Origin of the sequence: Paenarthrobacter sp. R1, assembly GCF_030264015.1 — a bacterium.
Classification (GTDB): domain Bacteria; phylum Actinomycetota; class Actinomycetes; order Actinomycetales; family Micrococcaceae; genus Arthrobacter; species Arthrobacter ureafaciens.
This window is the reverse complement of record NZ_CP127115.1, coordinates 804,169-818,321: the sequence shown is the minus strand read 5'-3', so window position 1 is coordinate 818,321 and position 14,153 is coordinate 804,169. Positions and strand designations below refer to the sequence as shown.

Sequence of the window (14,153 nt, the reverse complement as noted above, 5' to 3'; positions counted from 1 at the left end):
CGGCTGACCAGCCGGGTCGGCATTGACTCACGGCCACCGATAGAGTCGGATCGATGACTAGTGAACAGTATGCTTCCGATCTGCCTGCGCTGACCTTGTCCACACTGGATCCCGACCACTCCGGAGATGGCTTTGTCCAGGTTCGTGGCGCCCGGGAAAACAACCTGCGCAACGTGGACGTTGACGTGCCTCGCGACGCCATCGTGGCGTTTACCGGCGTGTCAGGCTCAGGGAAGTCGTCGTTGGCCTTCGGTACCATCTATGCCGAAGCCCAGCGCCGGTACTTCGAATCTGTCGCGCCGTACGCACGCCGGCTCATCCAGCAGGGGCACAACCCAAAGGTGGAGCAGATCACGGGCCTGCCGCCCGCCGTCGCGCTTCAGCAGCGCCGCGGTACAGCTACGGCCCGGTCCACGGTTGGCACTGTCACTACGCTGTCCAACTCGCTGCGCATGCTTTTCTCGCGCGCCGGCAGCTACCCGGAAGGTTCCGGTCAGCTGGACTCGGATGCCTTCTCCCCGAACACCGCGGCAGGTGCCTGCCCGGAATGCCATGGCTTGGGCGTCGCGCACACCGTCAGTGAAAACTCCCTTGTCCCTGACCCTTCCCTCAGCATTCGCGAGGGCGCCATTGCCGCCTGGCCCGGCGCATGGCAGGGCAAGAACCTGCGCGATATCCTGGCCCACCTCGGCTACGACATCGAAACCCCGTGGCGGAAGCTACCCAAGAAGGACCGTGACTGGATCCTTTTCACGGAAGAGCAGCCGGTGGTGGAGGTGACGCCGCAACGCGACCGTGTCGCCAAGCCGTACAAGGGCCGGTTCTGGAGCGCCCGGAGCTACGTGCTGCACACTTTGGCAGACTCCAAAAGCTCCGCCATGCGCGACCGCGTGCTGCGCTTCATGCAGACGGGACCGTGCCCGCGCTGTGCCGGCAGCGGGCTCAGGGCGGAAGCCTTGGCTGTTAATTTTGCCGGAAAGACCATCGCCGAGCTGAACGCCTTGTCCATGACCGAGCTGGCGGAGGTAATCCGGCCCACCACGGAACTGACGGCAGCCGGTACCGCTTCCCGCAAGCAGTCTTCAGGCGAAGGCAGTGAGGTGGCTGTCGCCATCACCCGGGACCTGTTGATGCGGATCACTGTGCTGTTGGATTTGGGGCTGGGTTACCTTGCCTTGGGCCGTTCCACGCCCACGCTCTCCCCGGGAGAGATGCAGCGCCTCAGGATTGCCACCCAGCTCCGCTCCGGGTTATTCGGTGTGATCTACGTGCTTGACGAGCCCTCCGCCGGTCTCCACCCCGCCGACGCCGAACCCTTGCTCGCGGTCCTGGACCGACTCAAGTCATCAGGCAATTCCGTGTTCGTGGTGGAGCACAACATGGATCTGGTAAGCCGCGCGGACTGGTTGGTGGATGTGGGTCCGCGCGCCGGTGAAGGAGGAGGCGAGGTGCTCTACAGCGGCCCGGTAGCCGGCCTCGACGAGGTCCCCGAATCCGTGACGAGGCCCTTCTTGTTCCCGAATGGTTCCGATGGAACGGTCGACGGCGGTTCGGTCGCAGATTTTGCCCGCAGCAGAGGTACCCGCCGGGAACCGGTTGGTTGGCTGGAACTCCGGGACATCAGCCGGCATAACCTGCGCAAACTCGACGCCGACTTTCCGCTGGGGGTGCTGACCGCGGTGACCGGCGTGTCCGGCTCAGGCAAGTCGACCCTGGTCAGCCAGGTTCTGGCCGGGATGGTGGGTGCTCAATTGCGTCCGGACGCCGATGCTCTTGGGGAACCGGCGTCGGAGGAGCACGGCACTGAGGCCGGGAACCCCGCCGAAGCGCTGACAGGAAAATGCGTCTCGGGGCTGGGGCAGTTGGACCGGCTTGTAAAGGTGGACCAGAAACCGATCGGCCGTACTCCGCGCTCCAACCTCGCGACGTATACGGGACTCTTCGACGCCGTTCGGAAGGAATTCGCCGCCACGGACGAAGCCCGCGCCCGCGGCTTCGACGCCGGACGGTTTTCCTTCAACGTGGCCGGAGGCCGCTGTGAGACCTGTCAGGGCGAAGGGTTCGTGGCCGTTGAACTGCTGTTCCTGCCCGGAAGCTACGGGCCCTGCCCGGAGTGCCACGGCACGCGGTACAAGCCGGAAACGCTGGAAGTCAGTTACCGCGGCAAAAACATCGCCGAGGTCCTCGCCATGACGGTGGACGCCGCCGCAAAGTTCCTTGCAGACGTGCCTGCCGCCGCGCGCAGCCTCCAGACCCTGCGCGAGGTAGGTTTGGGCTACCTGAGATTGGGCCAGCCCGCCACCGAACTCTCCGGTGGAGAGGCCCAGCGCATCAAGCTCGCTACCGAACTGCAGCGGGCCCAGCGTGGCCACACCCTCTATGTGCTGGATGAGCCCACCACAGGATTGCACCCCTCAGATGTCCAGCTTCTGATGGCGCAGCTGCACCGGCTGGTCGATGCCGGCAACACAGTGATCGTGGTCGAACACGACATGGATGTGGTGGCCGGCGCTGACTGGGTGATCGACCTGGGCCCCGCGGGAGGCGACGCCGGCGGCCGGATCATCGCCACCGGAACGCCGGTTGAGGTGGCGCGCTCCGCTGAGAGCCGGACGGCGCCGTATTTGGCAGCGGCACTGCGGGGCCAACCCTGAAAAGACATACAAGTGAGGCATGGTATCCGCGTTATTCACATACGGCAGCTTGGCCGCCCTGAGAGCCCAAAACTGTCGTGATACTTGCTGAATGGGAATCAGATACTACGCGTACGCATTCGACAGCGAGAACACGGAACAGGTGCTAATGGACCCCTTGGGCTTCGTTTCGAGAGATCCGTTGGCCGACGCTTGGGGTATGGAACCGGGTGCCACCATAGGCTATCCGACCTTCAAGCAATCAACGCCTGAACGGGACATGCTTTACCTGGACAAGGCCTGGCGGCAGTTGCAGTGGCTGACGGGGCCCTCAGCAGAGGGTAGGGACGCCCGACCCGCTTTCCGGATGTTCGAAGGTGAAGTGACTATGCACCACGACGGGTGGGAGTCATGGATCCGAGCCCTGACCCCAGCCGAAATGGTAGCCATTGCAGAAGACCTGGAAACCATCTCGGAGGACACGATGAGGGTGCAGGGCACCACCACTTCCTGCGCCCTTTCGGACTCCGACGCTGAGTATGCCATTCCCTATCTTCGACGGGCCCGGACTTTCGTGCGGGCCCTCGCTGACGAAGGACGAGGCATGGTGTACCTGATCGGGTAAGAACACCGCCCGGGCAATGTTGGTTGCGGGGATTACCGTGGCGCCGGGTCACCGGAGACACTGGGCATATCAAGCGATATTATGAAGGACATGGGCAACGTGGTGCGTGAGCTTCGGGAAGCAGCAGGGCTTAGCCAAGCTGAGCTCGCTCTACGCTCCGGTGTAGCTCAACCCAACATAGCTGCATATGAAACGGGCCGACGCAGGGCTTCGGCTTCCATGCTGCAAAGGTTGCGGGCGGCTGCTCAGCCCCTGCCGCATGATGCACTTGCGAATCATCGCCATGAATTGGCCGATTTGGCATCTCGATACGGGCTAAGCAACGTCCGTGTCTTTGGCTCAGCAGCCCGTGGCACTGACCGCCCCGGCAGTGATCTCGATGTCCTCGTCACACGGTCGCCTGGGGTAGGGCTCTTGACCATAGCTGCCTTTGCTGCAGCTGCAAGTGAGTTATTGGGCGTTGGGGTGGACGTTGTCACCGACGGGGGACTGCGCCCGGACCATGAGATTCTGACCACGGCAATCGCGGTATGACTGAACGGGACGTCGCTGCCTTGAGGGAGATCGTTAGGCTCTGCGGGATTGGTGCCGATCTGGTAAACCGTGGCCACGATTGGTATGTCGGAGATCCCGACAATGTTCCGGGGCTGGCAGCAGAGTCGCTGGTTATCAAAATAGGGGAGAACGTCGCCCGGCTAAGCTCCGCTACTACGAGCGAACATCCAGATGTGCCCTGGTACTTGATCAAAAGGATGAGAGACCGGCTGGCACACCATTATGAAGGCACCGACTACGAGGCGGTATGGGACACCTTGGCTTCAGATCTTCCTGTGATAGTCAGATACATCGAATCAATCGAATACTGACGTTCCTGAATCCCTGACGTCCTAGCGACGCTGCGGGGGGAGTGGGCAGAGCAAGCCCCGGTCCGGTTGATTCGTTAGCTGGACCGGGGCTTCTTTATGTCCAAAATCACCCCTGTCCTGCTGTCAGACAGCGAATGTTACCACCGGGTAGTCTTTGACTTGAAATCCTTGGCAAATTAGGCAAGTAGAGGTTGCGGAAAGGTTACAGTTTGGTTGGTTTGTTCCAACATCTGGACGCAATGTGGGTAGGCTTACACTCACATGTAGGCAACGTCACAGTAGGAATCTGTGCCCGCGCCTGGGGAGAACCTGGTTTCTCCCTGCCCAACTCCACGACTCATAGGAGGCGGAATGCGTTTCTCGCGCACTTCCAAAGCTCTAGGCATTGCGGCGATCGTCGCTCTCGCCGTAACCGGTTGCGGCGGCGGCTCCGGCAGCAACACGGACAGCTCTGCCGCGAGTGATCCCAACAAGGTCATCACCGCATACAGCAACGAACCGCAGAACCCGCTGCTCCCCGCAAACACCAATGAGGTGTACGGTGGCCGCGTCGTCGAGCTCCTCTTTGAGGGCCTGCGCGCGTACGACCCCAGCGGCAAGCCGGTCAACGCACTGGCAGAATCCATTGAAACCACGGATTCCCAGAACTGGACCATCAAGGTCAAGTCCGGCGCCAAATTCACCAACGGGGAAGCCATCACGGCCAAGACCTTCGTTGACTCCTGGAACTTTGCTGCGCTGAGCACCAACCTCCAGAACAACGGCTTCTTCTTCGAATCCATCGAGGGCTACGCCGATGTCAGCGCGGTCAACGAGACCACCGGCGCTGACGGCAAGAAGACCTCCACCCCGGCTCCGACCGCACAGACCATGTCCGGCCTCGCTGCCAAGGATGACCAGACCATCACGGTCAAGCTCTCCCAGCCGGAAGCTGACTGGTCCCTCCGCTTGGGTTACTCCGCCTTCTACCCGCTTCCCTCCGAAGCCCTGAAGGACCCGAAGAAGTTCGGCGAGAACCCGGTCGGCAACGGCCCGTACAAGTTCGAGAAGGAAGGTGCCTGGGTACACGACCAGTCCATCTCCCTGGTCAAGAACCCTGACTACACCGGTCCGCGTGCTGCCAAGAACGGTGGCGTGACCTTCAAGTTCTACACGGATCCGGGCCCGGCATACACGGACCTGCAGGCTGACAACCTCGACGTCACCGACGTCCTGCCGTCCAACGCCCTGAAGACCTACACCACGGACTTCCAGGACCGTAACTCCACCAAGCCGGTGGCCAACAACTCCACGCTGAACATCCCGGGTTACAACAAGAACTTCCAGGGCGAAGCCGGCAAGCTGCGCCGCCAGGCGCTGTCCCACGCGATCAACCGCGACGAGATCACCAAGGTGATCTTCAACGGCACCCGCACCCCGGCAACCGAGTACACCGCTCCGGTGCTTGACGGATATTCCGATTCCATCAAGGGCAACGATGTCCTGAAGTTCGATGTCCAGAAGGCCAAGGATCTGTGGGCAGAGGCTGAGAAGATCCAGCCGTACGATTCCTCCAAGCCGCTCCAGATCGCTTCCAACACCGATGGTGGCAACAAGGAATGGATCGACGCCGTAGCCAACGGTTTCAAGAACAACCTCGGCATCGAAGCTGAAATCCAGCCCTTCGCGAAGTTCGCTGAAGTCCTGGACCTGCGCAAGTCCCAGTCCCTGCCGGGTCTGACCCGCGCCGGCTGGCAGGGCGACTACCCGTCGCTCTACAACTTCCTCGGCCCGGTCTGGGCAACCAACGCTTCCTCCAACTACGAGAAGTACTCGAACCCCGAGTTCGACAAGCTCCTCAAGGAGGGCCTGGGTGCCAAGACTCCTGAAGAAGCAAACGCCAAGTTCAACCAGGCACAGGAGATCCTGTTCCAGGACCTCCCCGGCCTGCCGCTGTGGTACCTGAACCGTCCGATCGTGTGGAGCAACAACGTCGTATCAGCTGAGACTGGCTGGAACGGCGGCATCCTCTACTACAACATCGAGGCCAAGTAATCCTCAGGATCTGAACTTGCCGTGAGGCATTGGGGCCCGGCCATGGCGCCGGGCCCCAATTGCTTGCCTCGGCAGGAAGGCAAACATGACACACCAACACCCGTCCAGAGAAAGGGGGGTGAACCGTGGTCCGCTACATTCTGCGTAGGCTCCTCCAGGTGATTCCCGTCTTCCTGGGAACCACGCTCCTTGTCTACTACATGGTGTTCGCGCTGCCCGGTGATCCCATCGCGGCCCTCTTCGGCGAACGCCAGCCGCCGCAGAGCGTCATCGACGCACTCCGCGCGCAGTACAACCTGGACCAGCCGTTCTGGGTCCAGTACGGAATCTTCCTGAAGAACCTCTTCACCTTCAACCTCGGCGTTGACTTCACGCAGCAGCCCATCGCGGCAGCATTGGGCCGGGCTTTCCCGGTCACTGCCATGCTGGCCATTGAAGCCCTGATCATCCAGGCCGTCTTCGGCATCGCCTTCGGTGTCTTCGCCGGTCTCCGCAAAGGCAAGCTGTTCGACTCCACCGTCCTGGTGGCATCCCTCATCGTGATCGCTGTCCCGACGTTCGTGCTCGGCTTCGTCTTCCAGTTGGTTTTTGGTGTCCAGCTGGGATGGGCGAAACCAACGGTCGGCGCCAACGCGGACTGGGGCAACCTGATCCTGCCTGCAGTCGTACTGGGGCTCGTCTCCTTTGCCTACGTGCTGCGCCTCACCCGGGCATCCGTCAGTGAGAACATGAACGCCGACTACGTCCGCACTGCCACTGCCAAGGGCCTCTCGCGTCCGCGCGTGGTCATGGCGCACATCCTGCGGAACTCCCTGATCCCCGTGGTGACCTACCTGGGTGCGAACCTCGGCGGCCTCATGGGCGGCGCGATCGTCACCGAAGGCATTTTCAACGTCCCCGGCGTGGGCAACAAGCTGTTCCAAGCAATCCAGCGCAGCGAAGGTCCCACCATTGTGGCCATCGTCAGCGTCCTGGTCCTTGTGTTTGTGGTGACCAACCTCCTGGTTGACCTCCTGTACGCCTGGCTCGATCCGAGGATCCGTTATGAGTAGTAATACCGAACACTTCGTAGCCCCGGTGGAGGAAACTCCGCTGCTGGCCACCGACACCGTCAAGACGGAACAGGCACCCCTCAGCCTGTGGGCCGATGCGTGGCGCAAGCTGCGCAGGCGTCCGATGTTCATCATCTCGGCGTTGCTCATCCTGCTGTTGGTGGTCGTGGCGCTCTTCCCGGGCCTGTTCACCAACGTTGAACCGAACAACGACTGCCAGCTGGCCAACTCCGAGGGCGGCCCGACGGCGGGACATCCCTTGGGCTTCACGCTGCAAGGTTGCGACGTCTACTCACGCGTGATCCACGGAACGCAGGCTTCCTTGTCCGTGGGCATCCTGTCCGTGCTTTGCGTCATCATCATCGGCGTTACGCTGGGCGCCCTTGCCGGCTACTACGGTGGCTGGTTGGATGCCGTGCTGGCCCGCCTCGGCGATATTTTCTTCGCACTGCCGATCATCCTTGGTGCGCTGGTCATCACCCAGCTGCCGCTGTTCCGCGAGAACCGGAGTGTGTGGACGGTGGTCCTCACGATATCCCTGCTGGCCTGGCCGCAGATGGCCCGCATCACCCGCGGTGCCGTCATCGAGGTACGCAATGCGGACTTCGTGACTGCTGCCCGGTCTTTGGGTGTTTCCAAGTTCGGCGCGCTGGTCAAGCACGCACTTCCCAACGCCCTGGCGCCGGTGATCGTCCTGGCCACCCTTGAGCTCGGCGTCTTCATCGTCCTTGAAGCCACGTTGTCCTTCCTGGGTGTCGGTCTTCCCACGAGTGTCATGTCGTGGGGTAACGACATCTCGGCAGCCAACGCCTCCATCCGCACCAACCCGGGCATCCTGTTGTACCCGGCTGCGGCCTTGTCCATCACCGTCCTGAGCTTCATTATGCTTGGCGACGCCGTCCGCGATGCTCTTGATCCCAAGAGCCGACAGCGCTAAGGAGGCCATCATGACTTCTGCCAACATCAGCATTGATGAAGCAACGGCCCCGGCACAGCCGCTCCTTGAGATCAAGGATCTTGCCATCACGTTCAAGACCGGGTCCGGTGAGGTGAAGGCGGTCAAGAACGCCCACCTGACCATCATGCCGGGCGAGACAGTCGCCATTGTGGGGGAGTCCGGTTCAGGCAAATCGACGACGGCGCTTGCCGCCATTGGCCTGTTGCCGAACAACGGCCGCGTCTCCGGTGGGCAGATCCTCCTGGAGGGGGAGGACATTGCCCACGCGTCGGAAAAGCGGATGATCGAGTTGCGTGGCAGCCACATCGGCATGGTTCCGCAGGATCCGATGTCCAACCTGAACCCCGTCTGGAAGATCGGGTACCAGGTCCGCGAGACGCTCAAAGCGAACGGACGTCCGGATGGTCCGGATGACGTTGCACGGGCGTTGGCCGAAGCCGGCCTGCCGGACGCTGCCCGCCGTGCAAAGCAGTACCCGCACGAGTTCTCCGGCGGTATGCGCCAGCGTGCGCTGATCGCCATCGGCTTGAGCTGCCAGCCCAAGCTCCTGATCGCCGACGAGCCCACGTCCGCGTTGGACGTAACGGTCCAGCGCAAGATTCTGGACCACCTGGAAACCATGACGGCGGAGCTTGGCACGTCTGTGCTGCTCATTACGCACGACCTTGGCCTGGCTGCCGAGCGCGCGGACAAAGTAGTGGTCATGTACCAGGGCAACGTGGTGGAAGCGGGTCCTTCGCTGGAACTGCTCCGGAACCCGCAGCACCCCTACACGCGCCGCCTTGTTGAGTCGGCGCCGTCCCTGGCCTCCCGCCGCATTCAGGTTGCCAAGGAGCAGGGGGTCGAGGCCGAGGATCTGCTGGCGCCGACGGATGCTGCCAAGGAAAAGGCTGCGGACGACGTCCTGCAGATCAAGGACCTCCGCAAGGTCTACAAGCTGCGCCAAGGGTTGGGCAAGGCGTCGGACTTCGCAGCCGTGGACGGAGTGAGCTTCAACGTCAAGCGCGGCACCACCACGGCGATCGTGGGCGAGTCCGGTTCGGGCAAGTCCACTGTGGCCAAGATGGTCCTGCAGTTGGAGAGCCCCACGGACGGGCAGATTCTCTTCGATGGTGTTGATACAGCGGGGTTGAAGGGCAAGGAGCTGTTCAAGTTCCGGCGCCGCGTGCAGCCGATCTTCCAGGACCCCTACGGTTCGCTGGATCCGATGTACAACATCTACCGGACCATCGAGGAGCCGCTGCGCGTCCACAAGATCGGCAATGCGGCAAGCCGCGAGAAGAAGGTCCGGGAGCTGCTGGACCAGGTCGCCTTGCCGCAGACCACCATGCAGCGTTACCCGAACGAGCTCTCCGGCGGCCAGCGCCAGCGTATTGCGATCGCGCGTGCCCTGGCCTTGGATCCCGAGGTCATCATCTGTGACGAGGCTGTTTCCGCACTGGACGTCCTGGTCCAGGCGCAGGTGCTCAATCTCCTCGCTGAACTTCAGGACAACCTCGGCCTGACGTACCTGTTCATCACGCACGACCTCGCGGTGGTCCGCCAGATCGCCGATCACGTCTGCGTCATGGAAAAGGGCAAGCTGGTAGAGACGGGAAGGACCGACGACGTCTTCGACAACCCGCAGCAGGCCTACACGCAGGCCCTGCTGGATGCGATCCCGGGCGGCTCGCTGCTGCTGCCCCCGGCGGTGGCATAACCGGCGTCGTACTTCCGGTCAGTAGAGCAACGCAAAAGCCGGTGGTCCCCGAAAGGGAACCACCGGCTTTGCCGTTTAAGGGACAAATTACGACGTCGGTTGCGGCGCGGCATCGCTGTCCGGCCGCGGAGCCAGCCCGAGGGCAGCAAGCTGGCCCGCCAAGACCTTGCCCAGCTTCTCGTGGCCGGACGGTTTGATGTGGACGCTGTCCTGCAGGTCCTTCGCCGCGTCGTAGCGCGTGAGCCAGTCGCCGGTGCTGACGAACGGAATGTTGTTCTTAGCAGCAACCCTGCCGAGGAGGGCATCCACTTCCGTCCGCCGTCCGCCGCCGTTGGCAGCCCCTTTGGCCAGGGTGCCGATCATGGCCATCCTCGAGCCGGGGTACCGCTTCTTCAGCACCGCCAGGAGCCGTTCGGCGTTGGAAGCGATCTGCGCGTCCGTAGCTTTCTGGGCGGCGTCATTGCCGCCGCCTTGGATGACGATCAGCGGCGGGCTCCCGTAGGGGAGCACCCAGTCACCACGCTGGAGGGCGTCAATGTAGTTACCGGTCTTGTCGTTGGCGGCCACGAAGCCGGTGCCGCCCATCCCTGCCACGTACAGCTTGTAGCCGAGGGCAGCGATGCCGCGTTGTGGCCACGAGTCCTTGGGCTGGGACTGGGAGTCGCCAATGAGGACAGCCGTGTGGCGGACGTCGGCCAGGACGATTTCGTTCCGGTTGTTCGCTGGGTTCCTGTAGAGGGAGCCTGCGGGCAGGTTCGGAGCGGGGGATTCCGGAGTTACGTTCCGGGGTTTTTCCGCGGCGGCCGTCGCTGCCGCTGCGGGCGCGGCTGAGCGTGAGGTGGCGGCAGGGGATGGCTGGCTTGTTCCGCAGCCGGCCGCCAGAACGCCTACGGCGATCAACGGTGCGAGCATGCGGAACACGGCCGAAGCTTTTCGCATCGATTTTCTCCGAAGGGCACTGGTTCCTGCAGACATCATGGGGCACGGCGCGAAGAAAATCCAGCATCTTGATTGAACATTTAGCAAACGCTGCGGCGGCGTGAGCAGGGGCACATCCGGGCCCCTGAAGTATTGCTTTTTAGGCCCTCTAATGCGTGTGCGTTTAGAATAGCCATAGGTGCCCTGTGTCCCGGGGTCTTTTCGTTGTGTATTCCGGTCAGGAAGATCAGGTTTGCGCGCGGATTACAACAGCTGACTTCACCACTGAAACGAGTCATAAACGCATGTCTGAAACTACCGTTAATACTGCGTCGCGGAGCGATCTGCGCAACGTCGCGATCGTTGCACACGTTGACCACGGCAAGACCACCCTGGTCGATGCCATGCTCAAGCAGACCAACTCCTTCGCCTCCCACGGCGAGGTTGAGGACCGCGTCATGGATTCCGGTGACCTGGAGCGCGAAAAGGGCATCACCATCCTCGCCAAGAACACCACGGTTGCCTACAACGGCCCGTCCTCCAATGGCGAGACCATCACCATCAACGTCATCGACACCCCCGGCCACGCCGACTTCGGTGGCGAAGTTGAGCGCGGGCTCTCGATGGTTGACGGCGTCGTGCTGCTGGTCGACTCTTCCGAAGGTCCCCTTCCGCAGACCCGCTTCGTCCTCCGCAAGGCACTGGCTGCCCACCTGCCGGTGATCCTCCTGGTCAACAAGACCGACCGCCCCGACGCCCGTATCGACGAGGTTGTGCACGAGTCCATGGACCTCCTCCTGGGCCTGGCCTCCGATCTCGCCGACGAAGTTCCGGACCTGGACCTGGACAAGGTCCTGGAAGTTCCGGTCGTTTACGCAGCAGCCAAGGTCGGCCGCGCATCCCTCGAACAGCCGGCCAATGGCTCGGCTCCGGAGAACGAGGACCTTGAGCCCCTGTTCAAGACGATCATCGAGCACATTCCGGCCCCGACGTACAACCCGGAAGGCGTGCTGCAGGCACACGTGACCAACCTGGACGCCTCCCCGTTCCTTGGTCGCCTCGCCCTGCTCCGCATCTACAACGGCACCCTCCGCAAGGGCCAGCAGGTTGCGTGGGCCCGCCAGAACGGCGAGCTGAAGACCGTCAAGATCACCGAGCTCCTGGCCACCAAGGCACTGGAGCGCGTACCGGCTGAATCCGCAGGACCCGGCGAGATCGTTGCCGTCGCGGGCATTGAAGACATCACCATCGGTGAGACGCTCACCGACCTGGAAAACCCGCAGCCGCTGCCCCTGATCAAGGTGGACGATCCCGCGATCTCCATGACGATCGGTATCAACACCTCGCCGTTGGCCGGCAAGGTCAAGGGTGCCAAGGTCACCGCGCGCCAGGTGAAGGACCGCCTGGACAAGGAACTGATCGGTAACGTCTCCATCAAGGTGCTCCCCACCGAGCGTCCCGACGCCTGGGAAGTCCAGGGCCGTGGCGAGCTCGCGCTGGCCATCCTCGTTGAGCAGATGCGTCGTGAAGGCTTCGAACTCACCGTCGGCAAGCCGCAGGTAGTCACCAAGACCATCGACGGCAAGCTGCACGAGCCGATGGAACACATGACCATCGACGTGCCTGAAGAGTACCTGGGTGCCGTAACGCAGCTCATGGCTGCCCGCAAGGGTCGCATGACCAACATGGCCAACCACGGCACCGGCTGGTGCCGCATGGAATTCATCGTTCCCGCCCGTGGCCTTATCGGCTTCCGTACCCGGTTCCTCACGGACACCCGTGGTGCCGGTATCGCGGCTTCCATTTCCGAGGGCTACGAGCCGTGGGCCGGCCCGATCGAATACCGTACCAACGGTTCGATGATCGCCGACCGCGCCGGTGTTGTGACTCCGTTCGCCATGATCAACCTCCAAGAGCGCGGTTCCTTCTTCGTGAAGCCCACCTCCGAGGTCTACGAAGGCATGATCGTCGGCGAGAACTCCCGCGCCGACGACATGGATGTGAACATCACCAAGGAAAAGAAGCTCACCAACATGCGTGCGGCTTCTTCGGATTCCTTCGAGAACCTGACCCCGCCGCGTGAGCTCACCCTGGAAGAGTCGCTCGAGTTCGCCCGCGAGGACGAGTGCGTTGAGGTCACCCCGGAGGACATCCGCATCCGCAAGGTGATCCTGGACTCGAACGAGCGCGCGAAGGCCAACCGCGCCCGCGCCCGCGCATAGTCGCCGCAGGGAACCGAATCTCTGCATGAAGAGGGGAGCCGCCAGTACAGCCCGCAGCATTGCTGCAGCCGTACTGGCGGCTCTTTTCGTGTCCCTTGCGGGCACGGCCCTGCACCGGCAGACGGTATCCGTGGCCGGCGTCGAACTTCCCTGGGGCATTTGTGCCGCGCTGCTGTTGCTGGCTTCCGTACAGCTGTGGCTGGCGGCATGGCGCCGTTCGGTTGTCCCGACGGCGGTGGCCGGCATTGTGACCTACGCTGCGGTGGGGGTGCTGTCCTCGGGCGGTCCCGCCAAGCAATTGGTCCTGGCGGACGTCGCGGGAAACGTCTGGGTCTACGGCATCGCCGGCGTGACGTTCATCATGCTCTTGGTCGCCAGCCGTCTTCGCGCCCGGTGGAATGCCGCCGTCGACGTTGCGTCAACGGCAAGGGAAGACTGAACCTCTCAGCGCACGGTCGGCTGACGCCGCGGCGGAGGGGGCGGTACCTGCTTGGCTGCGATCACCAATTCCAAGGGAATTTCGACATCGGACGTCCGGGTCCGCACGGTGCAGCTGGTTTCGCCGGCCTCCAGCAAGTAGCCCAGTGCATCCGTGAGGCCGTCGGCAATCCTGTAGCGCACCACTACCCGTGTACCGGGCTCGGCTGTCTGGAGGAATTGAACGGGCGGCAGCGTTTGGGTCACCGATTCATACTATGACGCGGGCTAGGTTGGCGTCGCGGCACTGATGGATAATAGGTTGGAAGTTCAGTGCCCGGCATATTGTCGGGAGTATTACCCGGCCTGTTGCCGGGACAAACCGTTGAGAGGTCTGGGACGTGACGTACGTAATCGCGCAGCCGTGTGTGGATGTCAAGGACAAGGCGTGCATCGAAGAATGCCCTGTTGACTGCATTTACGAAGGTGAGCGTTCCCTCTACATTCACCCCGACGAATGCGTCGACTGTGGTGCCTGCGAGCCCGTGTGCCCGGTGGAAGCCATCTACTACGAGGATGACACCCCGGAAGAGTGGGCCGACTACTACAAGGCCAACGTCGAATTCTTTGACGACCTTGGCTCTCCGGGCGGTGCTGCGAAGATCGGGAACACCGGCAAGGACCACCCGTTCATTGCCGCCCTGCCGCCGCAGAACCAAGACCACTAGA

13 protein-coding genes are annotated in these 14,153 nt (G+C 62.6%); 11 read left to right on the top strand and 2 right to left on the bottom strand.

The features are described 5' to 3' along the window. The first annotated feature begins 53 nt into the window (after nt 1–53). The 8 genes from uvrA to QN084_RS03890 all read left to right on the top strand — a co-directional run bounded on the left by uvrA (nt 54) and on the right by QN084_RS03890 (nt 9,867). Nucleotides 54–2,654: an excinuclease ABC subunit UvrA gene (gene uvrA / locus QN084_RS03925; protein WP_069695203.1), complete on the top strand. Its 2,601-nt coding sequence runs from the start codon at nt 54–56 to the stop codon at nt 2,652–2,654. Between the two features lie 91 nt (nt 2,655–2,745). Further along, the gene (locus QN084_RS03920; RefSeq protein WP_021471754.1) at nt 2,746–3,258 is read left to right on the top strand and encodes a DUF1877 family protein; all 513 of its coding nucleotides are present in this window, start codon (nt 2,746–2,748) and stop codon (nt 3,256–3,258) included. 81 nt (nt 3,259–3,339) lie between these two features. Then, the gene (locus tag QN084_RS03915) at nt 3,340–3,792 is read left to right on the top strand and encodes a helix-turn-helix domain-containing protein (RefSeq protein WP_310649508.1); all 453 of its coding nucleotides are present in this window, start codon (nt 3,340–3,342) and stop codon (nt 3,790–3,792) included. Further along, the gene (locus QN084_RS03910) at nt 3,789–4,124 is read left to right on the top strand and encodes a HepT-like ribonuclease domain-containing protein (protein WP_069695202.1); all 336 of its coding nucleotides are present in this window, start codon (nt 3,789–3,791) and stop codon (nt 4,122–4,124) included. Before QN084_RS03915 ends, QN084_RS03910 begins: the two co-directional genes overlap by 4 nt. Nucleotides 4,125–4,475: 351 nt before the next feature. After that, nucleotides 4,476–6,158, top strand: a complete 1,683-nt coding sequence (locus QN084_RS03905; protein WP_021471757.1) for a peptide ABC transporter substrate-binding protein — start codon at nt 4,476–4,478, stop codon at nt 6,156–6,158. 125 nt (nt 6,159–6,283) lie between these two features. Further along, on the top strand, nt 6,284–7,210 hold the full coding sequence (locus tag QN084_RS03900; RefSeq protein WP_021471758.1) for an ABC transporter permease: 927 nt from the start codon (nt 6,284–6,286) through the stop codon (nt 7,208–7,210). Beyond that, a complete protein-coding gene (locus QN084_RS03895) occupies nt 7,203–8,147 on the top strand; it encodes an ABC transporter permease (protein ID WP_021471759.1) in 945 nt (314 codons plus the stop codon). Before QN084_RS03900 ends, QN084_RS03895 begins: the two co-directional genes overlap by 8 nt. 10 nt (nt 8,148–8,157) lie before the next feature. Then, nucleotides 8,158–9,867: an ABC transporter ATP-binding protein gene (locus tag QN084_RS03890; RefSeq protein ID WP_069695201.1), complete on the top strand. Its 1,710-nt coding sequence runs from the start codon at nt 8,158–8,160 to the stop codon at nt 9,865–9,867. A gap of 87 nt (nt 9,868–9,954) precedes the next feature. Here the strand turns inward: QN084_RS03890 and QN084_RS03885 are convergent, their stop codons facing one another. Continuing rightward, nucleotides 9,955–10,806, bottom strand: coding sequence for an SGNH/GDSL hydrolase family protein (locus QN084_RS03885; RefSeq protein WP_083261893.1), 852 nt, complete (start codon nt 10,804–10,806; stop codon nt 9,955–9,957). Nucleotides 10,807–11,090: 284 nt separating this feature from the next. Here QN084_RS03885 and typA point away from each other — a divergent pair, with 284 nt between their 5' ends. Both typA and QN084_RS03875 read left to right on the top strand, forming a co-directional pair. After that, nucleotides 11,091–13,007 carry a translational GTPase TypA gene (gene typA, locus QN084_RS03880; protein ID WP_021471763.1) on the top strand — a complete coding sequence of 639 codons (1,917 nt, stop codon included), beginning with the start codon at nt 11,091–11,093 and terminating at the stop codon, nt 13,005–13,007. Nucleotides 13,008–13,032: 25 nt separating this feature from the next. Beyond that, the gene (locus tag QN084_RS03875) at nt 13,033–13,446 is read left to right on the top strand and encodes a hypothetical protein (RefSeq protein ID WP_021471764.1); all 414 of its coding nucleotides are present in this window, start codon (nt 13,033–13,035) and stop codon (nt 13,444–13,446) included. A 5-nt stretch (nt 13,447–13,451) separates the two neighbouring features. Here the strand turns inward: QN084_RS03875 and QN084_RS03870 are convergent, their stop codons facing one another. Further along, nucleotides 13,452–13,691 carry a putative acetyltransferase gene (locus QN084_RS03870; protein WP_021471765.1) on the bottom strand — a complete coding sequence of 80 codons (240 nt, stop codon included), beginning with the start codon at nt 13,689–13,691 and terminating at the stop codon, nt 13,452–13,454. Nucleotides 13,692–13,825: 134 nt separating this feature from the next. Between QN084_RS03870 and fdxA the strand changes: the two genes are divergently transcribed. After that, nucleotides 13,826–14,152 carry a ferredoxin gene (gene fdxA, locus QN084_RS03865; protein ID WP_018776555.1) on the top strand — a complete coding sequence of 109 codons (327 nt, stop codon included), beginning with the start codon at nt 13,826–13,828 and terminating at the stop codon, nt 14,150–14,152. Nucleotide 14,153 lies beyond the last annotated feature (1 nt).

Coding starts and splice junctions, on each gene's coding strand:
- uvrA (WP_069695203.1), top strand. CDS start 54: ATGACTAGTGAACAGTATGCTTCCGATCTGCCTGCGCTGACCTTGTCC.
- QN084_RS03920 (WP_021471754.1), top strand. CDS start 2,746: ATGGGAATCAGATACTACGCGTACGCATTCGACAGCGAGAACACGGAA.
- QN084_RS03915 (WP_310649508.1), top strand. CDS start 3,340: ATGAAGGACATGGGCAACGTGGTGCGTGAGCTTCGGGAAGCAGCAGGG.
- QN084_RS03910 (WP_069695202.1), top strand. CDS start 3,789: ATGACTGAACGGGACGTCGCTGCCTTGAGGGAGATCGTTAGGCTCTGC.
- QN084_RS03905 (WP_021471757.1), top strand. CDS start 4,476: ATGCGTTTCTCGCGCACTTCCAAAGCTCTAGGCATTGCGGCGATCGTC.
- QN084_RS03895 (WP_021471759.1), top strand. CDS start 7,203: ATGAGTAGTAATACCGAACACTTCGTAGCCCCGGTGGAGGAAACTCCG.
- QN084_RS03890 (WP_069695201.1), top strand. CDS start 8,158: ATGACTTCTGCCAACATCAGCATTGATGAAGCAACGGCCCCGGCACAG.
- QN084_RS03885 (WP_083261893.1), bottom strand. CDS start 10,806: ATGCGAAAAGCTTCGGCCGTGTTCCGCATGCTCGCACCGTTGATCGCC.
- typA (WP_021471763.1), top strand. CDS start 11,091: ATGTCTGAAACTACCGTTAATACTGCGTCGCGGAGCGATCTGCGCAAC.
- QN084_RS03875 (WP_021471764.1), top strand. CDS start 13,033: ATGAAGAGGGGAGCCGCCAGTACAGCCCGCAGCATTGCTGCAGCCGTA.